Source organism: Bryocella elongata, assembly GCF_900108185.1.
In the GTDB taxonomy this organism is placed as follows: Bacteria; Acidobacteriota; Terriglobia; order Terriglobales; family Acidobacteriaceae; genus Granulicella; species Granulicella elongata.
The window spans coordinates 1-25,037 of the sequence record NZ_FNVA01000012.1; the positions used below are offsets into that span (position 1 = coordinate 1).

Consider the following 25,037-nt stretch of genomic DNA (forward strand, 5'->3'; position numbering starts at 1 on the left):
GAGGGGCCATGGCCCCTCTCCCTTCGAAAACCACAACCATCAACAATGAAGAGAATCTCCAGTTATGAATGGCAGGAAGGCTGGGGGCAGGTCACAGCTCCTCTCGGCGCAATTCGCCGAAACCAACCTGAGGCTGTTGGGTCCGTGGCACCGGAGGACGCTGTGTTCCTTGCGAAAGGGAAATTGATAAAACGCGACGCCTTCCAAGGTGCGAATGCAATCAATCCGTCCTGCCAAGGGATCAACATAGAGTGACAGCTTCCATAGACCGCCCCCACTCACACCTCCAAAGTGTGGAGCGACAGATGTTGAGGGCCAGTGCGCTAGCACGTCAATGTAGTCAAACCCATTTCGGTTATGAACGGATTCCACCTCCACTTGAAATGCTCTGCCATGTGCATGGGCTGCGGTCTCTGAGGACGTGCCAAGAACGGCCGGCACTCCGCACAAGATCCAAGTTTCGATGGAATCATTGCCTCGTGGGACGACTTTACTTATAGCATGGAGGTCGAAAAAGGGCCTGAATGCTTCAATCGTTCCCACGCAAAAATCGGGAATACGTAATAACGCCAGATCGGGCCCCCATTGTTCACAACCTTGCTCTCTCGGAAAAGCGATGGGCGCGCTCATCGCCCGGATGTCGATCGAAAACGTGTTCGGCTGCCCTCGGCCTGTCCTGATTGTGGCACCGAGCCTGTCCGCGTGCACGAGTATGGAATCCCAAACGTGAGTAGCCGTGAGGATGTAGTGAGCTCCATCAAGGAAGACAAGGGTCCCCGTTCCTGCCTGCTGGATACGTTCGCTTCCTCCAGAAGAACGAGAGATGGCGACAATGACCACTGTATTGCTCGTTGCATCCCGAATGATCCCGTTCCACTCATCCGAAGGCTGATCGGTCGTCCCTTTCAGAATGGAACGTACCTCACCGAGGCTCATTCTTTCTTGCATGCCGTAATAGGATTTCATATCGGAAGCAATAGAGTGTGTGCCAAGTCATGGGCCATGGTTAACATCTCTGAGCAGAGGTCACGGATCCACGTCGAAGAACTGAGCACGTTTTGAACTGTCGAGGGTGCGGAAATTCGCGATCTGCGAATTTACCAGTCTTTTTGAATGCTCAAGGGTGCTGAACTTAGCCGTCAACGCTCATGAAATCATTTAGATGCAACGACTTAGTATCACTGTCACAGCCGCGCTCCGCAATCGTTATGGGGTGCGTCATCGTGCACTGTTCGGATGACGCGAAATCGCCGATCAACGTCCGCACGGTCATGATCCAAGGAGCCGCAGACTTGTGCGACCTTCCTATCGCGTCAGAGGGGCAAGAGAAACACTTCTTACGGGGCTACCAACGCGTTCTTCTCGACGGGGTCGGACACTTTCCACATCGCGAAGCTCCGATAGCGGTCTTCGATGCGGTGCTTCCCCTGTTGAGCTGAATTCCAGCCGATCCGTCGCCACGTTGTGGATCAACGGCCGATGCGTGAATTGACCTTTTCCTTGGTTTGCTCGTAGGAAATCGGAATGTGCGCTCCGACAATCTCGAATTCAATTGTCCATCCGGTCTTTTCACGCGGCCCAAGAGTTCTATGAGTCCATCGCTGCTCAGCTTCGGCCAATGAATCTACGTTAGACGTCGTAGGTTCGAGCGCCACCGTGTATTGGCGGTTGGATCCGCTTGACGGCCATGCGCCGTGGCAGATCCAGATGCCAAGATAAGGCAGAGACCTCGGATCAAACCGAACGATGACACCTTGCCCTAAACTCGACCTATAGAGGGCTGCTGCGCCAGAGGACGTCGGCTCCGCAAACAGCTTGTGTGCGGTACGGCCATCGAACTCGCCTACCGCGCTAAGATCAACCGTCGTTCCGCGCGTGGCCTCGGCCAAGGGCCACCCGATAGTCGTCCCTCGGGTGAAATCGCCGGCCATTGACCCCTCGACGGTTACGGTAGCGATCTCCCTCGGCAGAATGATTCGATCCCCGGCCTCAACCGCAAACAGCGGGTGCGCGGACCACAACCAAGTAACCGGTTGGTCCGACAAATTTTCGATGTGATACTCGAGCACAAGAATTGAGCTGCTCAATCGTGCCGTTCGCGTCATACGCAGCGGTCGAGAACTCGCCTCCGCCATCAGACGCACCGTATCACCGCTCACTTCAGAACGCCAGGGAACACGCCATAGATCTCCATGGTCGGGTACTGCAGCTTCCTCTCCCACCGCATCGCAGGCAGCGACGCTAGGTAAGCATTCGTCGAAGCCACCAGCGTCGCTCTCATCAAATAGCGCCTCCGGTAGTGGCGGCTGATAAGGGTGAATCGGAGGCAGCAGAAATTCCTTACCGGTTCGCTTGCTGATCAGGGAGATAAGCTTCCCTCCGAAAGCAGGGAGAAAAGTCGCTTCCAGGGACTCATTTGTGAGGGATACCGTGAATAGATCGTTCGAAGCTTTCATAAGTTCTCCCAGAGCAGGAGAGCACAGGTGACAAGCTAACCTTGACATCTGCCGCCGGTATGTGAAAATGTCCGCTTGTGACGGTAACGTTCCCGGTCAATATCTTAGGCGAATAGATCCGCGTTTTCAAAGAAAAGACGTGCACCTGCACATCGGTTTATGCGAAGAACAAAAGGAGGGCAGAGTGAGCATCTTTGAAGCGAGTTTCCGCCATCATCGAGATCAATTTGGCGAAACGGGCACAGCATTCGCTGCGCCGGGACGGGTGAACCTGATCGGTGAGCACACCGACTACACCGGAGGACTTGTTTTACCGATGGCCATCCAGTTCCAGACAGTCGCAGTATTGAGCCCCAGGAAAGATAGCCTGGCTCACTTCTACTCCGCGAATCTGAACGAGCACTTCGAAATCGAGTTGAATCAACTCGAGCCCCGCGGTGGTGCGTTCTGGGGCGACTATGCCGCAGGTGTTGCGTGGAGTCTTGGTCAAGACGGTGTTCCGATAAGAGGGTTCAACCTCACCATAAACGGTGACGTCCCCTTGGGAGCTGGGCTCAGCTCGTCCGCTTCAGTTGAAGTCGGGGTGGCTACTGGTCTCTCCGCACCGGACACAACGACCCTGGCAGGGCCAGGTCGAAGAAGTTGCGCGCATCCAAGTTCCAAGCTTCGATCCCGAGTGCTATCTTTGCCCGGGAAACAACAGAGCTGGTGGCAACAGGACTGACGTCTACGTGACGACTTACGTTTTTGAAAACGACTTCGCCGCGCTCAGGTCCGATGGCCCCACATTTCGCGAGAACGAGGGAAGCAAGGGGCTGATCCTCGGCGAGAGCGAGCATGGGACATGCCGCGTCATCTGTTTCTCTCCACGCCACGATCTGACTTTGGCGAAAATGTCGGTCGAAGAGATCCGGCCAGTTATTGAAGTTTGGGTTGAGCAGTACCGGGAACTGGGCGCGCGCGAGGAGATTCAGTACGTCCAGGTCTTCGAGAATCGAGGTTCGATGATGGGCGCCAGCAATCCCCATCCTCACGGCCAGATTTGGGCAACACAATCGATTCCAAACGAAACGCAGGCCGAAATTGCGGGGCAGAAAAAGTATCTGGCCGAGCATGGTGAGGTATTGCTCGTTTCGTACCTGAGGCTGGAGGAAGAACTCAGCGAGCGGATCGTCGCCTCAAACGGAAGCTTCGTAGCGCTCGTACCATTCTGGGCGGTTTGGCCCTTCGAAACGATGATTCTGCCTCGCAGACGCATCGAACATCTCGAAGAATTGAACGACGCGGAGCGGTTTCACCTCGCAGATATTTTGCATCGGGTGACCGCCGCCTACGACAAAGTCTTCAATGCTCCGTTTCCTTATTCCATGGGGCTTCATCCTGCCCCTTACGATGGCGAGGCTCATCCCGAAGTTCAGTTTCACATTCACTTCTATCCACCACTGCTCCGCTCGGCGACGATCCGAAAGTTCGTGGTGGGCTTTGAGCTGTTGGGCGGTCCCCAGAGAGACATCACAGCAGAATCCGCTGCGGAGACGCTTCGGCGCGTCTGCTCAATCTGAGCAAGGAACACGCCACACCAGGCAGGCCCTGGTGTGGCGTGTCTCGGCAGCTCACTGGTTTGCGTTTACCCGCTCGACCCGGAAGGCCATCGCTCGAAAGTCCCCCTGTAGATCCAGATCGATACCTCGATCCATCCAGTACGCGCCGCTTGCGCGCGATGGGGTTTCTCCAGAAACCCTGCCGTCGAGGACCTCGATACGGTAATTCGCATTTCGATCAAGCCCTTCCAGATGCACCCGGGGGTAAGGATAGAGCTCGTTACTGGAGTGGAGAAACGCAAAGACGACGGCCTCGTGTCCGTCGCGTGCCACTGATTCCGTGACGGATTGCTCACTGCCATGCTCGGGTGTGATCAGCCGGTACAGCTCTCCACGCTGAACGGTCTCTCTCACGGTCTTGTATTGCCCGATCATTTTCTTGGCTGTGGCGAAATCCTCGGACGACCATTTATTGAGATTGGACCCGATACCGAGAGACCCCTGCATGGAGGAGAGGAACCGGTACTCGAGGGAGAGGGACCGCTGATTCGCCCAGCTTGGGGAATCTGTCACCCAGGCCATCATTACTCCAGGCGCATACGCATACGTAAACCCGTTCTGGATCGACAGCCGGTCATAGGCGTCAGTATTGTCCGAAGGCCACACCTCATCCGTGAGGTGCATGATGCCAAGGTCAACACGGCTGCCACCTCCAGAGCAGCTTTCAATCTCGACATTGGGATGTTTGGCTTTCAGCTCCGCAAGGATGCCATAGAGATTGTGGATGAAATCCACATAGACGTCCTTCTGCTCGTCGAGCGGCGCTGCGGGCCAGCCGGGTTCTGACCAGTTGCGGTTGTAGTCCCACTTGAGAAACGCAATATCATTCTCAGTTAGCAGCTTGTCAAGGAACTCGTAGACGTAAGCGCGTACGTCCGGTCGTGCCAAATTGAGGACGAGTTGGTTGCGGCCCTCCGTCCGCGGGCGTCCTGTGAAGTTCAACACCCAATCGGGATGCTTGTGATAAAGATCGCTGTCGGGATTCACCATCTCGGGCTCGACCCAGAGGCCGAAATCCATGCCAAGCGAATGCACTTTCTCAATGAGCGGCTTCAGTCCGTGAGGAAACTTCTGAGAGTTGACGTACCAGTCGCCAAGTCCTGCGCGATCGTCTTTGCGTTGGCCGAACCAGCCGTCGTCCATCACGAAGCGCTCGATGCCGATACTAGCTGCCTTTTCGGCAAGAGCCATCTGCCCAACCTCATTGACGTCGAAACCGGTCGCCTCCCAGGAGTTGTAAAGCACGGGACGCAGCTTTGGCTTCGGAGCGCCCGGAAGGAGAGTGTCGATCTCATAGCGATGGAGAAGACGCGACGCCCCTCCGATTCCTTGGTCGGAGTAGCCTGCACAAAACGCCGGCGTGCCGAACTTGCCGCCCTTCGGCAAATGATAGGCAAAGTCGAAGCTATTCGGACCGCCGTTGACACGAACTTGCTGAAGCATGTCCTGTTCAACGGAAATCTGCCAGGAGCCACTCCACCCCAACCCGCCAAACCAGACGCCGCCCCGTTCGGAGTCATTTTCGCCTTCATAATCGATGGCGAACCAAGGATTGTTCTGCGCCCCAGTGGTTCCGCGCCGGCTCTCGAGGACTGTCTTTCCCGGATGGACAGGCTGCTCCTGAACGGTCCACTCTCCAGCCCAGCGTCCGGTGAGATACCGCAAACGGTAGTCCGTGCCTCGCGGCAGATTCCACGTCGCGGCCGACACCTGCTCAATCGTGATCGCAGTGTCCGTCCGGTTTTCAACTTCCGCGGATCTGCGGAGGATTCCGGTCTCACCATCCGGACGGTAGTAAAGGGTAACGTATACCTCTCGTGAGATATCCTTCATCACGATGCTGAGTTGATCTCCGTCAATCTTGTGCGAGACGTACTGCAGCACGAGATCCCGGTTGCCATCAGGAAAGCTCACCTTCAGGCTCGGCTCGACGTACAGCATTCCACCCCACCCCGCATACTCGACTGGGGTGGTGGTCATAGGCGGATCGAAGGACGCTGCTCCAGGCATCGACTTCGCCGCGGCAAACTGGTCGGAGTCGGGCAGTCGGCCGCCCCAGTATAGATTCTGGACTTCATTCGCTTCGTTGATGCCCATGATGTAGCTCGTGCGCGGGGTATCGATCCGGAAGACACGGGTGGTCGAATTGAAACGAATGGTAGCCTTAGGTCCTTGCGCCTGCGCTCCTCCGGCAAAAACGAAGACAAGAAGAAGCAGCAACACGCGACACGGAAAATGGGGTCGAGCCCCATTGATATGTGGTCTGTAAGTGGAAGTATTCATGGTCTGTCCTGAGTGGGGAAGAGGGTTCGAAGTTTGAAGGCAAATTCATCGGTCGGACCGTTGCCGGAATGTGCCCCGACTACCCGAACACCGGTAAAGAAAGATTGACCCTCCGGGCACGTTACCGTTAGGCTCGGGTACCAGTTGATGAAATCGGGATCAAACATGACTAACCCGGAAAAGAGTGCTGGCGTAAAAGACATCGCCCAGGCCTTGAAGATCTCGCTCGGCACGGTCGATCGCGCATTGCACGATCGACCAGGCGTGAGTCCGAAAACCCGAGACTTGGTCCTTAAGACTGCCCAGCAGCTTGGCTATTCGCCGAACCTCGCCGCGCAGGCCTTGAAACTCAACCGGCGCTTGTCGGTTGCCGCCGTTCTTCCAAAACATATCTCCCACTTTTTCGATCCGTTGAGAGAAGGAATTCGCTATGCGGCCGGCGCGGCAGTGGGTGTCAACCTCAGCCTGGAGTTTTTCGAATATCCCAGGCTGGGCAGCGGCGACATCGAGGCTTTTCGCCGGGCCACGCAAAAACAATTCGATGGCGTGATCTTCCTTCCTGGGGATGCACGGAAGTACGAACCGCTGGTCAAAAAGGCAGCTCAAGACGGGATTGCGACGATGTGCGTAGGGAGCGACGCACCGAACACCGAGCGAATCGGTTCGGTGTCGGCTCATGCGTCCGTCAGCGGCGCCATCGCCGCCGAACTGCTCTCGCAGAACCTCACTTCGAAGGCCGAGGTAGCGATATTCACGGGAGAGCTTTCGACCCTCGATCATGTCGAGAAGCTGCGCGGATTTGCTGCGGCACTCGCCGTCATCGCCCCCCACCTCACTCTTCGCCCGGCGCTTGAAAGTCATGAGCGCCCGAGAGAGGCTTACCGCCAGGCCCTCGAAGTAATGAAGGAAAAGGCGCGACCGAGCGGCATTTATATCAGTACGGCGAACAGCATGCCTGTCCTGAAGGCTCTGGACGAACTGAGTCTCCTGGGCAAAGTCAAGGTCGTGACCACCGATCTCTTCCGCGAACTTGTACCCTTGATCGAAAGCGGCATGGTCCTCGCGACCCTGTATCAGCGCCCATTCACGCAGGGGAAGGTGGCCCTCGAGAACCTGCTCCTCCATCTCCTCCGTGATCGGAAGCCGCAACCGATCCTTCAGCTCGCGCCTCACGTCATCTTTCGGACAAACCTGTGTCTGTTCGAAACCCGGGTTGGAACGTCGCAGGACGAGGACATCGAAGCCGAGCTCCAGACCCAATAGATCGGCCTTGCAGTGAGAGACGGATCTCATCGACCCTTCCCTGGAATGATCCGGATGGCAAATCCGCCTCCAGCCGCAAGAGGAATGTGAAGGGTCTGCTCCTTCGAAATAACCTGCTCGTGAATGGCTACCTGTTTCGCGTCTGTAGCAGCATCTTTCCCGTCTTCATAGATCTGCGCCTTGAAGATCCCATTGCCGAGGAAGCTGAGCGGCAGGGTAATGTCCCGTGGCGTCCAGTTCGTGATGCTCCCCACGTACCAGTCCTGCCCGTTCCGGCGGGCAATGGTCAGCGCAAGCCGTCCATCCGGAGAGCTGAGCGTTGTGATCGGAGTCTGCGCCATGGCGGACGCACTGGCGCCCGCCATCAAACTAATCACGGCAGCTTTTTGAAATCTGTACACAGCTCTTACCTCGAATCGAAAAGGTTAAAAATGAACAGCGATTGCGTCCTCGATCTCCTCAAGAGTCTTACCCTTGGTTTCGGGTAAGCCTTTGGCAACAAACAAGACGCCGGAGAGGCAGATCGCCCCGTAGAGCAGAAATGTACCGGCCATTCCCAGATGAGCGTTGAGCGACGGAAAGGTATAGGTGAGGAGAAACGATGCAATCCACAGCGCGCTGACGGCTCCCGATACGCCTTCGGAACGAATCTGATGCGGGAAGATCTCCGCGATGAGCACCCAGGTGACGGGAGCGAGTGTCAATGCGTAACAGGCAATCGCGGAGAGAGTCAGCGCGAGAACCATGGCAGCCGGCCACTGTTCGTGGTAGGCCAGGGCGCAAACGACATGAGAGAGTCCAATACCCGCGGCCCCATAAATCATGAGGCGGCGCCGTCCGACGCGGTCAACGAGAGCCATCGAGATCAACGTGAAGACGAGGTTGATAGTGCCTGTAATGACGATATTCAGGAAGATGTCATTGGCACGGTAACCCGCGCTGCGATATACCTCGGCCGCGTAGTTGAAGAGAATATTGATACCCGTCCACTGCTGCAGCACGGCTAGCGCCATTCCTGTAAGGACTACCCGGAGAATCTCCGGACGTAGAAATACCTTCCATCCCACTGAGGCTTCTACTTGACGCGCAATGGAGCGTTTGATGTTTGCGATTTCAGAGGCAGCGTGGGAATCACCGCCGATATGCGCCAGAATCGAACGAGCATCCGCTTCGCGTCCGCGGTCCAGTAGCCAGCGCGGGCTCTCCGGGAGGAAGAATGCTGTAACAGTGAAAACAAATGCGGGTATCGCCACGGCGTAGAACATCCATCGCCACCCCTCCTGCACATTCCAGGATTGCAGAAGAGTAGCCGGAGAAACACCTGAGACAACGGGCCGCGCGATAGCCCAGTTCACGATCTGCGCTAGCAGGATGCCGATCACGATCGCGAACTGATTCAAGCTCACCAGGCGCCCACGGATATTCGCCGGGCTGATTTCAGCGATGTAGAGAGGGGAGACATTGGAACTGAGACCGATGGCCACTCCACCGATGATCCGCCACGCGATGAAGGTCGAGAACGTCTCCGCTCGCCCTGTCAGGATCGATGACACGGCAAAAAGAATGGCCGCGGCTACCAGAATGCGGCTCCGCCCCACAGCGTTTGCCAAGGGGCCGGCAGCGAGTGAGCCTATAAGGCAACCCACCAGGGCGCAACTGTTTGCCCAGCCGATGAGTTCGCTCGACGATAAGTGAAAGTACACTTCGTAGAACTGTCTCGCTCCGCCGATTACTACCCAGTCATAGCCAAACAGCAATCCACCCAGGGCCGCTACCATAGCGATTCCCCAGACGTACGATGAAGCCTTGATCGCGGTAGCGGCCGGTTTCGGTCGTGTAGAGTTACCCTCCTGCATGCCTACCCTTCTAGCGAGCGCTGCAGGTCGAGTGCCCCTGTGTGGCTGTGATCTTTGGAGAGAACTTCACCGAGCAACTTGCGCGCTTCATCCATACGCCCAAGGCCAAGAAGACTCTGAGCCATCAGGAAGAGGACCGTGATGTTCTGACGCTCTTCGAGATCCTCTTCGAAGAGAAGCATCGTTGGAAGCGACGTCGCAAAGTAATCGATCTTCGGGGCCTTTGAGGCCAGGGCGACGGCATAGTCGTAGATTTTCTGAAACAGAGCCTGCGACTCATTTTTCCGGGCCAACGCTTCAAGTGCCATCGCGCTCCAGTAGGTCATTTCAGAAATGGGCTGAACCTGCATCTGCTGAAAGTCTCCCTGGTTTCTCGCAGCGCGCTCGAAGTGAGCCTGTGACTTCGCCTGGAGGCCATTCTTTCGGTATGCGACCCCAAGCCAGTAGTCGATAGCGGAAAGGTTCATCAGGAGGTGACGAGCCTCACTGATGCTCTGAGGTGGATTCCAAGCCCTTTGAAAAAAGCCCAGTGCCTCTTTCGCATCTTCGACCTTTAATGCTCTCTGGCCGAGCAGCAAATTGGCGCGAACGAACTGAGCCAGGACTTGGCCCTCTCCGCCTTCCCAAGGCTGAAAGCGCCGGCCGAGAACAATCTCGAGAGCCTGATCTGGCATGTCTAGACTGTTGTAGAGGGAGGCCAACTCGATCGAGAGGTCATCACGACGCTCAACGAGATACAGATTGGATTCGAGCGTTGCAAGGCGAAGCTCCAGCGTCCCCCCGGTGCGCTTGAGAAGCCGATCCTGTTCATAGAGAATTCGTGCGTCAATCGGATCGGCGGCGCGGGCTCGTTCGAATGCGTCTCGCGCTTTTTCTGAGTCATTCAACTCGTTGTAGTAGCCGAAGCCTAGATTTCTCCAAACTGTCGGGAGAGTAGAGTCTAGCCGCGCCGCATGCTCCCAGACTTCGATCGCCTCGCGATGACGGCGTCGATCGTAGAGGAAGTTCCCGAGGTAAAACGGCGCACGAGCATCCTGCGGTTGATTGCGGACCACGTCCTGCAAGAGAAGCATTTCCTCGATACGACTTGGAAACACATAGTCGCTGCTCGCCGAGGCCGCTCGTTGATACGCGAAGGCGCTTGCTTCACTTTCCCCAAGGTTCTTAAGAATGTGACCCTTGGCGTAAAGCAGGATCGCCGCAGTCCCATCATTCTTATCGTCGGGGACGCTGGCTACAGCCTGGGCAGCTTCGTGATACAGACCCGCTCGGAGCAGATCAAATACCAGATCAAGGAGCTGCTGTCCGTTCGAAGGAAGTCCGTGTCCGGAAAGGAAGCGGCCAAAGACATCCAGCGGGTCAACGTCGCAGGTTTCCTCGAGCAAGACGTCCGCGTCGATCTCACGCCCGAGTTTCCAAAGAGTGATCACTTTGAGATTGCGGGCATTGAGGTTGTCCACCTCAGCGCAAAGGGCTCGATCGATATGTTCGAGTGCCTTCTGCCACTCGCCGTTCGCGCAATCGATCTCAGCCAGGCGATGATAGGCTGGGCCGCGCCATGCCGCGTTCCATGTCGATTTGTAAAATGCGGCGTATGCCTCGCTGGACCGGCCCTGATAGAGCAGCGTCAAGCCGAGGTTGTAGTGAGGTTCCCCGTCATATGGATTGGGGTTCCGCTCAAGCAGCCGGCTGATCGCTATGCGGAGGTGTGACTCCGCGAGGCCAAGTTCCCCCCGCCGAAGATACCAGCGGCCAAGCGCGTGATTTGCTCTGCTGTCCTTGGCATCGCGTCGAATTGCCTCTTTCCAGTAAACCTCGGGATCGCGGGTCGGATGGCGGTACTGCTCCAGATGCAGTCCGATGAGAAAGAGTTCGTCGGACGTTTCCACGTCCCTTGCCAGCGGCGGCTCTGTAGCCACCTCGGGTTTTTCCGCCGTTATGATTTCCGACGGAGCGTACTTCAGCAAGAGCTTCCCCGCATGCTCCACCGCGACATCCAGGTCGCCCGCTGAGGATACTTCAAAGGTCTGATGGAGCGGATGCTCGGGAAACAGGTCTGCACGCCATCTTGCAGCTTCCTTCCCATCGATCCGTACATAAATGGTGCTGTCAGGAAACTCGCTCGTCACCTGGAGATGAACGACGGCTCTATTTGCAGACCTTTCGACCCGAATGGCGGCATCAAGATTCGCGATGTCGGGCACACCGATCTCCCGAATTGGATACCAGAACTGACTGAACGTTTTGGTCTCTCCCGGCGTCAGGAACGAGAAATCAGGCTGGTTGTCGGTATACACGCCAGCCATCAGTTCGATGTACGGGCCGTCCGAATCCGTCAAGCTCCGGTCCCACGCATAGCCGAATTCGTGATTACCCCAGGTCCACTGTTTCTTACCGGGCGAAATATGATGGTTCGCGAAATGGACGAGACCAGCCTGGCGCTTGTGATCATATCCGCCGGCGAAATCGCCACGGGATCCGGAGATCATATAGCTCGTCGGAACTGGAATATTGGCATACCAGCTCAGGTCATTGGGAGGATAGGAACCGTCCGGGACAAAGTTGGATGGCTTTTCTTCTTCGGGCACTCCGTGGATCGCGCGATCCCCGTAGTCGACTCCGTAGTACTTTCCGTGACTCAAGGGGAACTCCGTGACCGCTCGCTTCGCGTGATCGGCAACGAATTGAACATCCCTGGGGAAGAAGGACTGGTACTCCTCATGAACACGCGTCGCAACGTTAGCCCACCAAAGAAATGTTTGAGTATCGGTCGTCCGGTTATAGAGCCTCACCCGCAGCTCAAGATAAGCTTTACCTGGCCGCAGACAGAGTCCATGCATACCCTTGAGGTGCGACATCGGATCGTGGTCGCTGCACCAGACCGTGACACTTCCGTCGTCCCCGCGTTCAATCTCCACCTCTACAGGCATGAAGGTTGCGGGGCGATGGTGTTGAGGCCAGTTGAATTCGACTCCCCCCGAGATCCATGGTCCGGCTAACCCCACGAGAGCGGGCTTAATGACGTTCTGCCGATAAAAGAAGTCGTACTGATTCAGCTTGTCGAGGCCGACATGTATGCGGCCACCTATTTCGGGAAGGACCATGAAGCGGACAAACTCGTTCTCGAGATGAATGGCTTGCCACGAGACGTCTTGAGGTTCTGCATCGATCCGATCGATGACGGGAAGGGGATAAACGCGGCCGCTGCTGCCTTGGTACACGCGCTTCTCGAGGAAAAGCGGATTGCGGTCCGGCTCAGCGGGACGGTAAGTACGAAGAACGACCGGCTCCTCCCAGACCTTCACAGGCCCCATCTCGGTCTCGGGTGCATCGGGCAGTTCGAGCACGGCTTCGGTCTGCTTCGCAGACTCCGTTGGGTCAGGCGTCGTCTCGCTCTGTGGCATCAGGGACACTTTCTCTGGTTTACTTGTCAGCTTGCGATCGCTTCTGCAGTCCACTCACCTCTCGAACCACCGAAAATGTTGGACTGTGCACGTTACCGCCTAACAGTATGAGCGGTGCGGTTGTCCTGTCAAGCAGACCCTCGTCCTTGATTAGTAAATACGGGTTTCTCGCGTGCCTGCAGTGATGCCCGACTCTCATTCATCGGCCCAGCAAGCGCCCGCGGTTCGGTGACTAAAGACGGATTGCTAAAAACTCCTATAAATAGCTGAATTTATGAGGCTATTGAGACGATGGCTCCAGAAATGAGGCACGGCATTCCCATCGAAGATTTTAGATTTGGTGATCGATACCGGGCTTTGCGTAGTCGCGCTGAAAAGCTCAAACGCTTTCTATAGGCAAATTTTTTCTATAGTTAGGGTCTGATTGGTTGGCAAAATGTTCTTGACAACGGTAACGAGCACGGAATAGTTTGAGCGGCGACATTCGGAGAGGGTTTCGGGGTGCCTTGTTGCGTCAGTCATCACTTCCTGTCACGGATCACGCCGGGACAGTCCCAAGGAAGCGAGAGGCTACGCAAGGAGGTTGGAGGGGTGGAGTTGGCGCCCGATGTTTTGCAGGTCCCTCATCCACTCTTTGATCAACTCAGTGAGTTTTATCGCTTGGAACTTAGGTTCCCATGCAGCGGCGTTCTTGCGCCTTGCAGTGGCCCCTTGTTCCTGGCTGCTTTGTGGAATGGCCAAGTACGCAAGGAGTTCAAGAGGATGAGAGTATTCAAGTCGATTGCCGGTTGTCTATTCGGGATGATCTTCATTCTGGGGGCGGCGCAGGCGCAACAGATCACGGGTCGGGTCACTGATTCATCGGGGGCGATTGTTTCGAAGGCCCAAATCACCATTACCAACCTGGAGACCAACGTGACCCAGAACACGGTCACGACTGGAACTGGCGACTACACCGTTCCCTATCTGAAGCCCGGCCAGTTCAGCGTGACCGCCTCCGCTAGCGGCTTCAACACTGAGACAAAGACGAATATCACCTTGCAGGTGAGCCAAACCGTCCACATCGACTTCGCCTTGAAGGTTGGTGCCGTCACAGAGACTATCAGCGTGAGTGGCGAACAACTCGACAAGGACAAGGCAGACGTTGGAGAGGTCGTTGAAAACGACCGTGTCAACGAACTTCCGCTTAACGGGGGCGATCTCGGGCAACTCGCACAGTTGAGCGCGGGAACGTACTACTCTGGCAGCATCCTTTACGTACGTCCGTTCGATAACTCTGTAGCTGCGATGTCGATCAACGGCAACGCGTACGGCAGTAATGCGCTCTTGTTAGACGGTGTCTCCAACGAAGCCGCTCATGGAGATGCGTACAACGGGACTAACTCTCAGCAGGGCTATATCCCTCCCGTGCAAGCTGTGCAGGAATTCAAGGTCGTCACGAATCCTTATGACGCGGTTTATGGCCGGCTACAGGGGGGCGCCATCGACATGACCCTGAAGTCAGGCACGAACCAGATTCACGGCAGCGTATACGAATTCGCCCGCCGCGCCTACTTGGACGCCAATTCTTGGGTCAACGACTACAACAGCATTGCGAAGCCATCCCACACCCGCGATCAATACGGTGCGGAGTTGGACGGACCGATCTGGATCCCGAAGATATACAACGGCAGCGATAAGACATTTTTTCTGGCGCAGTTCGAAAACTGGAGCGAGATTTTCCCGGGAACACTAGTCGATACAGTTCCGGAACCACAGTGGTCGCAGGGCGATTTCAGCGACCTACAGTACTTCGACTCGAGCACGGGAACCAACAAGCCAATCATTCTCTATGACCCGTTGACCACGAAGGTCGCAAACGGAACGCCTACCCGGCAACCCTTCCCGACAATCAACGGCAAAATCAACCAGATTCCGACGAATCGCCTGAGCCCCTACGCGATCGCGCTATTCAAGCTTTACCCAGCACCGAACTCCGCTCCCCGACCGCAGACAACCTCTTACACGGGCAACTACATTGCCCCAAGCCCGACGGCAGATACCTATAGAAACGCGCTATTCAAAGTGGACCAAGTGATTGGTGCAAACGATCGCGTGAGCTTGCGATACGGGTACTGGGAACGCTATGAGTTCGACAATCAGAGTGGCATACCGGGTGAGGGCGCGTATGGAGAGTACCCGCACGGCGAGCGCGTAAACACGTTTACTCCGGATTGGATCCACACCTTCACTCCGGAGCTGATCTTTGACTTCAAGGCATCGATTATTCGGCGCGTGAATATCCTCAACGAGGGTCCCCAGAACTTCGATTTGACCACCTTAGGCCTAGGCCCTTCTGAGATCAGTCAGTTTGGAAACTACGGCAATTTTGTGCCCTATACCAACTCGAGCGAATTTACCGCAATCGGGAATGGTGGTGGCCAGTACACCATCGGCAATTCGCTGGCGATGCTGCCTTCCGTCAGCTGGACAAAGAAGTCGCACACCATCCATGCAGGTTTAGATTTACGTTTCCTGCAATCCGGTTGGCGTTATCAAACCGGTGGGCCCAACTTCAGTGTGGATCGCACTTGGACTCAGGCGAACTACCAGGCCGGCGACCCGGCGAGTGGAAATAGCATTGCTTCACTCCTACTCGGCACCGCGAGTTCGGGAACCTTCACCATCAATCCCACGCTTCTCTTTTCGCAGCATTATTATGCCCCCTTTATTCAGGATGACTGGAAGATTCGACGCAACCTGACTCTAAACATCGGCATTCGTTACGACCTAAACCAGCCGCCGACTGAGAGACACAATAAATTCGATTACACCTTCAACCCATCTCTCACAAACCCCATCTCGGCGAACCTGACAACACCGGTAATGGGCGGCCTTGAATTTCCAGGCGTCAATGGAGCTCCGCGCTCGTACAACACTCTGGACACCGCGACTTTTCAGCCACGGGTTGGCCTATCTTGGTCTCCGTGGGACACGTTGGTTGTGCATGGCGGCTTCGGCATCTTCTTTCAGAATCCGAATCCTGGTCCGAACGAGACTGGGTTCTCTGCAACGACTCAGTATGACGCTTCGAACGATGGCGGCGTAACACCGACTCAGAACTTCGGGGTACCTACGGCCGGTACGAGTACTAATCCATTCCCGACCATTATTCAGCCCACGGGGTCCTCACTGGGCGCCGAAACTGGTCTTGGACAGGGGCTCTTCTACCTGAACCCCCAGTTCGCTGTGCCACGCACATATCAGTACTCCGGCGGCATTCAACAGGGGTTTGGCAAAGATAGCCAGTTGGAGCTTTTGTACAGCGGCAACCGCACTGTGAACTCTGCAACCAGCGACAATATCAACCGCCAATCCTTACTCCTGCGGGCGCAGTGCAATCCAGAGCTTGGTGGCAATCCGAATACCTGCAATAGCCCAACTACCGCTTACGTCACCAATCCGTTCTTCAATGTAAACGGATTTCAAGGCTCGAACTACTACACGCAACCGACCATCCAGCAACTTAACCTGACGCGTCCATTTCCTCAGTTTGGGGACATCACCGAGTACGACATAAATGGAGGCAAGAACTGGTACAACTCGTTGCAGATGACGGCCACGCACCGCGTGAGCAGATCACTCACCGTACATGGCACGTGGACGTGGTCGAAGGAGATGCAGTCGGGCGGTTATTCGGATCAGTATTATCGGATTCCGTCTCGAAGCATCTACAGTAACGATTTCACACACCGCGTAACCTTCTCCGGCTTTTGGCTTCTCCCAGTGGGCCGAGGAAAGATGTTGCTGAAAAACGCGAACCGTTGGCTCGATGAAGCAGTCGGTGGTTGGGAGCTAGCGACGATCGTTACCTGGCAGTCAGGCTTTCCATGGGGCCTGAATGGATCGACAGACCAAAACGGCTCTGCCAACATGCAACGGAAAGTAACGTCGACGACTATTACGGGCGTTAATGGTGCCTGTAGAGCGAACTGGCAACTCGTCACTGATCCGACCACTGGCGTCTCGAGCTATCAACTCGTCTCGCAGGGCACTAACAAGAACTGTGGAGGCGACTACACCTTCATCGCTATCCCTCCATACGGCATCCAGCCGAACGTTATCTATACGGGGATTCGCGACCCGGGTACGGAAGAGTGGGACATGAGTATCTCGAAGAGCTTCAATGTTTACGAGCGCATGCACCTTCAATTCCGCCTAGATGCCTTCAATGTGCCGAACCATCCGACCTTCTCCGGAGGTTACGACAACAGCGTCACGGACGGTACATTCGGTCAAATCACCAAATCGAGCGGCCAGAGCAACCAGCCTCGCAATGTGCAGCTGACCTTCAAGCTCGTCTGGTGAACCACTCCAGGCGTGTCGATGGTGTAACCCTCGACACGCCTGAAGTGGCACCGGCAATTCTCATCGTTTCCTCGGATCCAAAGGAGATCATTATGGGCCGCATGACGAAATTCTCTAGGCAAGCAAATCCAAGCCTCAGACATCAGTCTCTCTTAAGCGCAGTAGTGTTTCTTATGATGACCGCGGTCCTGGCGCTCTCAGGCTGTAGCAGCGGCTCAGGGGCTTCCGGTCCCTCCGGCTCCCTGACAGTCACTGCGTTCGGTCCGGCGACCGTTTACATCACCGGTGGGCAGGTCGTCTTTACCGGCACTGGATTTACGCCGCAGACTACGGCAACATTCGGCGGCGTGGCTGCGCAGAAGATGTATTACCAGAGCCCCACTCTGATCACGGCCGTTACTCCGGTTGTTTCAACATCGGCCACAGTTGATGTCGTTCTATCCAACCCGAATGGGAACGCTGTCACTTTGAAGGGAGCGCTGTCTATGATTGCGCCTCCTCCGCCGGTTGTAGCCAGTGGATGCACATCCCTGCCATGCACATACATGGCCATCGATCCCGCCAACACACTCCTTGGCTCCGCGCAGATTTCGCAGTGTGCGGGTTGCCCTCAGGGAGAAAAAGTGGGGAGCCTCGGCTACGGCGGTTGGGTCACCATCAATAAGGTTTACGCTCCTGCAGACGGCAATTACACGCTGACGATTACAGGTTGTGAAGGCGCGGGAACGCAGAATTATAAAGTCATTGTTGATGGGGGCACCCCAATTGTTGTTCCCCTGTCCGGGAGCAACTGGTTCGCGCCAGCGGCGCCGGTCTCGATCACAATTCCTCTCAAGGCAGGAAGTGCAAACACAGTCCAATTGGGTAACGATACGGATTGGTCTCCGGATGTCGTCTCAATCCAAGTCAGCAGCCCTAATGGCAGCAGCTCGTTGCCTTATGGACTCACCTCCATCTCACCAACCCAGCTTCCTCTGGCAGGCGGCCAAGTTGTGCTGACCGGAACGAATTTCGACTCGAACGCCGTCGTCAAGTTTGGTGGAATCGCCGCGACCTCTTCGACGCTGAACAGTCCTACCCAAATTACAGCGACGGCCGCCGGTGTCTCTTCTGGCGGAAGCGTGGATGTGACGGTGAGCTCGACTGGAGGCGGTACAGCCACGCTCCCGAAAGCGCTGACCTTCGCCCAATGCAATCTGACCTATCCCTGCACCTATCTAGCTGTAGACGGCGAGAACACACTGGTGGGGACAGCCAAGATCGACAATACCTGCACAGGCTGTCCGGGAGGTGTCAAGGTTGGCGGCTTAGGCATGGGAGGCTTCGTCATCTTCAACAATGTGTACGCGCCCAAGGCAGGCAACTACACGCTCACCATCACGGGAGTCGAAGGCGGCGGCACACAGAACTACCAAGTCATCGTCAATGGTGGCACTCCGGTCCTCCAGCCACTTACTGGCACAAACTGGTACGCTCCTGCAGCGCCCGTATCCCTCACCGTCACCTTGGAGGCCGGCGGCAGTAATACCATCGAACTCGGGAACCAGAATGACTGGTCACCAGATGTCGTCTCGATCGCGTTGAGCGATGCGAACACTGCGACACTCCCCACCGTCGGATCCGTCTCCCCAAGCCAGTTGCCTATCACTGGTGGCGCAATCACCGTTACGGGAACGAACTTCACATCAAGTTCCAGCGTTACGATCGGTGGAGTTCCAGCGACCCTGGTGAAAGTCGCCGGCTCAACCACACTCACTGCAATGGCCCCCGCTAGCACAAAAGTCGGCGCTGAGGACGTTGTTGTCACCTCTCCTGGCAATGGCGACGGTACACTCACCGGGGGCGTGACATACGTCGAGCCTGCAGCCTGCGCCAGTTCGACCTGCGTGTACCAGGCGTGGGATCCGCAGAACAAACTGCTTGGCGGTGCCAGGCTCGACCCTTCTTGTGTTGGGTGCCCCTACGGCCTGAAGGTTGGCAACCTGGGCTACGGAAACGGTGTCACGTTCAACAACGTCTATGCTCCGGCCAACGGTAACTACATCGTCTCGCTTGTGGGTGTGAATGGGGGCGGAACGTACTACTACCAGGTCTCTGCGAATGGTGGTGCAGCAAACAACGTTCCCCTCTATGGCAGCAACTGGTATGTCGCCACGGCCCCTGTGTCGACTGTCGTTTCGTTGAACGCGGGTTCAGCCAATACCATCACCGTGACGAACACATCCACCTGGGCGCCGGATATCGTTTACATCGCCGTGAGCCCTGCGAATACGGGCGCAGCGGCGGGCAACACTGTGACGATGTCGAGCGGTTCGAACGAGATTGTCTATGATCTCGGAACCGGTCTTGCGAGCTACTCCAACGGAGGAGCCGAGAAGATTACGAACTTCTACAGCCAGGCGTACGCTGGGTACACGCTGTATCGGAGTACTTCTTCTTCTTACACGCGCACGTCTACGACGGTCGGAGCGAATGAGACCGACATCACGCTTACCGCAACCGATGGATCTCCTACGATGATCCAACGCTTCATCGTCAACAATGATCATTTCACTGTGCAGCTCGAGCTAGACAACGCAACGGCTGGTAGTGCAGAGATGTCTCCGGTCGTCGTTGACGGCACAGGTGCCGTCGATATCGGAAGCTACGCGGATACTCGATTCCTAGTCGTTCCTTACGACAACAACGCTTACTACAACTACAACGCCGAGTCCGCGAGTAGTTCCTCGGGGCCCGTGAGCGATACCTCATTTGAGGTTGGCGCGTTCTATGACAACACCAGCCGCAATGGCTTGGTTATCGGTTCAGTAACGCACGACACCTGGAAAACGGGCGTTCAGTTTATCGGTAATTCCAATAAGCTGGACATGTTGTGGGCTTACTCGGGAGTGAACAGCCCCGAAGATCAACTGCCTCAGACTCCAGTCACCGGCACAAAGATCCTTTCGCCGGTGGTCATGGTCGGCTATTACAGCGATTGGAGAGCTGGCATGGAGGATTTCGCGAGTACGAACGCGCAATATGCTCCCATGCTGCCGTGGCAGGGGCCGTCACCGATGGGTTGGAATAGCTGGGGTAAGATCCAGAACAACTTGAGCTACACGAACGCAACGGCGGTGGAGGATTACTTCCACACCAAACTGCCGAACTATAACAATCAAGGCACGGTGTACATCAACCTCGACAATTACTGGACGAATCTGTCCGAGGCGGACCTAACAAACTTCGTCAGCCACGCACACAGCCAGGGCCAAAAGGCTGGTATTTACTGGACTCCGTTCATCATTTGGAACTGGACCGACTTGACGACTGCTGTTGATGGCGCCCCGAATTACAAATTCGGCGACATTGTGATGAAAAATCACGATGGAACGCCGATGGGAGCAATCGACAGTGGTTGGGGAGCTGACCCAACTCATCCCGGAACGCAGCAACGGATTGATTACTACATCAATATGTTCAAGACGCTCGGGTTTGACTACATCAAGCTCGACTTCCTCATCCACGGTGATCTCGAGGGCGGCTCCAACAATGGCCAGTTCTATGACACCACCGTTCAGACAGGAACTCAGGCTTACAGCCAGGCGATGAAGCGGATCTACACCGATGTGGGCAACTCGATGGTGATCGATGAATCGATCGCTCCGATCTTCCCTTATCAGTACGCACACACGCGGCGCATCGCGGGTGACACGTATGGCTCAATTGAAGACACCAAGCGCGAGATGGCGTCGGAGAGCTACGGATGGTGGATGGCGGGTCGCATGTACGATTGGAACGATCCGGACGAGATGCTTCTCGAAGGCACTGAGACCCCGTCAGGTTCCACGACTGCGGTCCCCTACACAGCCAATGAGAACAAGAGTCGCGTTACGTCCGGCGCCGTAGCTGGCTTCATGCTAGATGGTGATGACGTGACGGATAGCGGAGCTCCGCCGCTTGTTCAACAGTGGCTCACCAACTCAAGCATCAATGGCCTTCCAGCATTAGGCCTGAACTTCCGCCCCGTGGAAGGTAATACCGGAACTTCACCAGTCAATGTGCTGGTGGCGCAACAGGGGAGCGTGTATTACATAGCCATATTCAACTACGACCTCAGCAACCCGCTCAGCGAGCAGGTCGATCTGGGGCGCGCGGGACTCAACAGCACAAACAAATACAACGTTACCGACCTGTGGTCTGGCGCCACATCTACGGCAACGGGAACTCTAACCGTATCTTTGGGCGCTGCCGAGAGCACGATCCTGAAGCTGCAATAACCCGAAGCCGAATCGGCCTTCCGCTGGTACCCCACGGAAGGCCGATTCAATCTCAACGTCTGATTTGATGTTCTAGCGGCGATTCGCCGCTATACGTGTCTCTAAAGCATTATCGAAAAGGGAAATTAATGATCCGTTGCCGTAGACTGCTTCCTCTTTTTCTTGCCGGCGCAGGCCTCGTATCATGCTTGGGGATTGCCGCGGAGGCTCAGGGCCGCCAACGTATTTCGCTCGACCGCCCGTGGCAGTTCCGGCAGCTCCCGGATGACGGGATGTCTGCGTTTGCGGCCGACGCCCCTCCCGCTGTTCAGGGAGATTGGCTACCTGCGACAGTTCCTGGTGATGTACACCTGGACTTGCTTCACGACGGAAAGATCCCCGATCCCTTCTACAGAGACAATGAAAGCAAGCTGCAGTGGATTGAGAAGGCCGGATGGGAGTACAGAACCTCCGTCGAGGCGACCGCATCTGTCCTGGCGCGAGGGCACGTCGAGTTGGTCTTCGAAGGGCTCGATACGGAATGTTCGATCTACCTTAATGGCAAACGAATCGCGCAACCCGACAACATGTTTCGCGAATGGAGGGTCGACGTAAAGCCGTTGCTGCATTCGGGCGCAAACGACCTCCAGATCGTTTTCCCCGCTCCAATGAAAGCTGCGGAGGCTGTTGCCGCGAAAGATCCCTGGCATGATCGCACTCACACCGATCCTAAGGGATACATCCGCAAGGCTGTTTACGAGTTCGGTTGGGATTGGGGGCCGCGTTTCGCAACAAGCGGCGTATATCGCCCGGCCTATCTGGAGGTCTGGGACAACGCCCGCATTAGCGACCTCTTTGTGGAACAACAGAGCGTAAGCTCGGCTGCCGCGGAGCTCGACGTGCACGTTGACGTCCTCGCTTCGAGGGAGCAGAAGGCGACCCTGAACCTGACGTATGGCATTCCGTCAGCCGATCAACATCAGGATCGAACCATCACGCTGGGCCCCGGCCATAACGTGATCTCGTTTCCAATCGACATTACGCATCCCCAGCTTTGGTACCCATCAGGCTACGGAGAGCAGCCAATTTATCAGTTCCACGTTTCAGTGAAGGAGGAGGGCAAGGAAGTTGATTCGAAGAACGTCAAGACCGGCCTCCGCACCGTTACCTTGCGCCGCGACCTCGATAAATGGGGGCGCTCGTTCGAATTCGTAATCAACGGCATCCCTGTTTTCGCAAAGGGAGCGGACATTATCCCCTTTGATAGCTTCCCGAACCGGGTGACGGATCAGAAGTATCGTCACATCCTTCAGTCGGCTAAGGACGCCAACATGAACATGGTCCGTCTCTGGGGGGGCGGATACTACGAGACCCAGGACTTCTACGATATCTGCGATGAACTAGGACTGATGGTCTTCCATGACCTGATGTTCGGAAACAATTGGCAGCCTGGAACCTACGACTTCAAACAGAATATTCAAAAAGAAGCTGAGTTTCAGATGACCCGGTTGCGCAACCATCCCAGCATTGTCTTCTGGGATGGAAACAATGAAACGGAGGAACTGCGCGACTGGAACGGGAATGGCCAACTTCCGCCGGCCGTCCACGAGCGTATCTGGCAAGACTACCTTACCGAATTTAGCGGAGTGCTCGCAAGCACGGCTGCGAGAGTGACGCCCCAAACACCGTATTGGCCCAGCACTCCGAGTGCGGACTATGAAGAGCTCTCCGACACATATCAGAGTGGCGACAACCACGATTGGAGTGTCTGGCATCAGAACGCCGATTTCGAAGAATTCGAGAAGAGGCCGTGGCGCTTTGTCTCTGAGTATGGCTTTCAATCGTTTCCTGAGATGAAGACGATCGAATCGTTTACGAACCCGGAGGATCGCAAGGACATTTTCACGCCTGTGATGATCGCACACCAGAAGAATTGGGGCGGAAATAAGATCATCCAGACCTACATGTCCCGCTACTTCGGTGAACCCAAGGATTTCGCTTCGTTCCTTTACGCCAGTCAGGTTCTCCAGGCGGAAGGCATTAAGACCGGTACGGAGAGTTTTCGCAGGAAGCGTCCGGAGACGATGGGCGCTCTCTTCTGGCAATTGAATGATTGCTGGCCGGTCGCCTCTTGGTCGAGCATCGATTACTACGGTCGCTGGAAGGCCCTTCAATATTACGCGCGCCGCTTCTACGCGCCGGTGCTGGTCTCCCCGCACTTCGACAGCGGTACACTCTCCCTCTACATCGTCTCGGACAAAGTGGCGGTACAACAGGGGCAGTTGCGTCTGCGCATAATGGATTTCACTGGCAAGGTGATTAAGGAGACCAACGAGAGCGTGAGGATTGATCCGTTGGCCTCAAAGATCTATCAGCAGATGACCATGACAGATCTGCTAAGCCTTGGCCAACTGGACTTTTCCCAGTTGGTTGGTGTCGCGGAGCTCTCGATCGGGGGTAAAGAAGTCTCCTCGAATCTCGTCTTCTTTGTTCCGTCGAAACAGGTCAAGCTTCCGTCCGCTTCGATCTCTACAGACATTCAGCCTGCTGGGAACGGTTTTGACGTGACGCTGAAGTCTTCCGTCTTGGCCAGAGCTGTTTATCTGTCGTTTGGGGAAGCAGACGCCACGTATTCGGACAATTACATCAACCTCCTGCCCAACGAGCCCGCGACCATACATGTTTCCGGCGACAAGCTGAGCCTGGACGAGTTGAAGAGAGCCGCCAGCGTCACATCACTCGTTGATGCTTTTACAACAACGACGCATGCCAACTGAGCTCGGCCCGCAGATTATGCCACCAAGGGAGCTACGAGGGACAATTCGTAGCTCCTTCTTCATTAGCTTGTCGGGCCATTCAAATCTATTCGAGGTATTCCAATGATCAGAGACTTTACATTCGGTTTTGCTTTCATGGCTGGAGCCATGGCCGCCTCCATGGCCGGAGTTCTGATTCTAGTTCTGTGTGAAGTGATAGCCAATGCAGTAAGGTCAGCGCTGTCTACGAAAGGCGCTGGTCGGGCCGCCGAGCGAATTCTTATTTGCATCGAAGATTATCGAACTCAAGGTTCCTTCAGGACACAAAGTAGAAGCACCCTCTACACGTCGAGTCACACCTCACTTTCCGGCCTTCGATCGATAGCCTCGGTGGGTCGCAATTCAGGCCGTCCGCGGCTGCCTAGGGATTGCGCTTAGTCTTACCTGCTCAAGGCACCACGAAGGCCAGCGCTCCGGTTTCGTCTCGAGCGTGGCACCGTATTGAGGGCATATGGTTAGGATCGTTGCTCGCAGGAATTCGGCGTTGGCGCAGTCACTGTAGCAACTGCAGTTCAGCTTTGTCACACAGCGCCGACAGCCTGTACGGCGGGCACATCGATGGGGGCGCCGTCGAACGCCTCAAACCATATTTGCCGCTAACCACCTCCGGCCAGAGTTTCGCACACTTTATTCGTTCAAGATATCTGCTGAGGTGCTGGGGCGATCCTGACCTGCCCCTGACCTGCCCCCAGCCTTCCTGCCATTCATAACTGGAGATTCTCTTCATTGTTGATGGTTGTGGTTTTCGAAGGGAGAGGGGCCATGGCCCCTCT

General features: G+C 55.9%; 11 protein-coding genes and 1 pseudogene. 7 read left to right on the forward strand and 5 right to left on the reverse strand.

What is annotated here, in order from left to right; genetic code table 11:
* A partial coding sequence (locus C4S68_RS23730; protein ID WP_235011810.1) for a hypothetical protein occupies positions 1-255 on the forward strand: 255 nt, incomplete at its 5' end.
* Positions 256-1,469: 1,214 nt separating this feature from the next.
* Here C4S68_RS23730 and C4S68_RS22625 read toward each other — a convergent pair.
* Positions 1,470-2,456 carry an aldose epimerase family protein gene (locus C4S68_RS22625; protein ID WP_160115293.1) on the reverse strand — a complete coding sequence of 329 codons (987 nt, stop codon included), beginning with the start codon at positions 2,454-2,456 and terminating at the stop codon, positions 1,470-1,472.
* 67 nt (positions 2,457-2,523) lie between these two features.
* Between C4S68_RS22625 and C4S68_RS22630 the strand changes: the two are divergent.
* Both C4S68_RS22630 and C4S68_RS22635 read left to right on the forward strand, forming a co-directional pair.
* Positions 2,524-2,997: pseudogene (locus C4S68_RS22630) on the forward strand (galactokinase family protein); the annotation flags it as partial.
* Entirely contained in the window at positions 2,987-4,018 is a 1,032-nt protein-coding gene (locus C4S68_RS22635; protein WP_103935404.1) for a UDP-glucose--hexose-1-phosphate uridylyltransferase, read from the forward strand. The pseudogene C4S68_RS22630 and the gene C4S68_RS22635, both read left to right, overlap by 11 nt.
* Before the next feature lie 51 nt (positions 4,019-4,069).
* On the opposite strand, the gene C4S68_RS22640 is transcribed toward C4S68_RS22635, so the two are convergent.
* Positions 4,070-6,340: an alpha-galactosidase gene (locus C4S68_RS22640; RefSeq protein ID WP_103935405.1), complete on the reverse strand. Its 2,271-nt coding sequence runs from the start codon at positions 6,338-6,340 to the stop codon at positions 4,070-4,072.
* Positions 6,341-6,505: 165 nt separating this feature from the next.
* Here C4S68_RS22640 and C4S68_RS22645 point away from each other — a divergent pair, with 165 nt between their 5' ends.
* Positions 6,506-7,603: a LacI family DNA-binding transcriptional regulator gene (locus tag C4S68_RS22645; RefSeq protein WP_103935406.1), complete on the forward strand. Its 1,098-nt coding sequence runs from the start codon at positions 6,506-6,508 to the stop codon at positions 7,601-7,603.
* Positions 7,604-7,629: 26 nt separating this feature from the next.
* Here the strand turns inward: C4S68_RS22645 and C4S68_RS22650 are convergent, their stop codons facing one another.
* The 3 genes from C4S68_RS22650 to C4S68_RS22660 are packed head-to-tail and all read right to left on the reverse strand — an operon-like array spanning position 7,630 to position 12,863.
* Complete coding sequence (locus C4S68_RS22650; RefSeq protein ID WP_235011811.1) at positions 7,630-7,980, reverse strand: glycoside hydrolase family 97 C-terminal domain-containing protein; 351 nt, start codon at positions 7,978-7,980, stop codon at positions 7,630-7,632.
* 48 nt (positions 7,981-8,028) lie between these two features.
* On the reverse strand, positions 8,029-9,459 hold the full coding sequence (locus tag C4S68_RS22655; RefSeq protein ID WP_103935408.1) for a sugar porter family MFS transporter: 1,431 nt from the start codon (positions 9,457-9,459) through the stop codon (positions 8,029-8,031).
* Positions 9,460-9,461: 2 nt separating this feature from the next.
* Positions 9,462-12,863: a DUF5107 domain-containing protein gene (locus C4S68_RS22660; RefSeq protein WP_103935412.1), complete on the reverse strand. Its 3,402-nt coding sequence runs from the start codon at positions 12,861-12,863 to the stop codon at positions 9,462-9,464.
* 762 nt (positions 12,864-13,625) lie between these two features.
* On the opposite strand from C4S68_RS22660, the gene C4S68_RS22665 reads away from it, so the two are divergent.
* The 3 genes from C4S68_RS22665 to C4S68_RS22675 all read left to right on the forward strand — a co-directional run bounded on the left by C4S68_RS22665 (position 13,626) and on the right by C4S68_RS22675 (position 24,225).
* The gene (locus tag C4S68_RS22665) at positions 13,626-17,210 is read left to right on the forward strand and encodes an outer membrane beta-barrel protein (RefSeq protein ID WP_103935409.1); all 3,585 of its coding nucleotides are present in this window, start codon (positions 13,626-13,628) and stop codon (positions 17,208-17,210) included.
* A 173-nt stretch (positions 17,211-17,383) separates the two neighbouring features.
* Positions 17,384-21,469 carry an IPT/TIG domain-containing protein gene (locus tag C4S68_RS22670; RefSeq protein ID WP_160115294.1) on the forward strand — a complete coding sequence of 1,362 codons (4,086 nt, stop codon included), beginning with the start codon at positions 17,384-17,386 and terminating at the stop codon, positions 21,467-21,469.
* Between the two features lie 272 nt (positions 21,470-21,741).
* The gene (locus C4S68_RS22675) at positions 21,742-24,225 is read left to right on the forward strand and encodes a beta-mannosidase (protein WP_235011813.1); all 2,484 of its coding nucleotides are present in this window, start codon (positions 21,742-21,744) and stop codon (positions 24,223-24,225) included.
* Positions 24,226-25,037 lie beyond the last annotated feature (812 nt).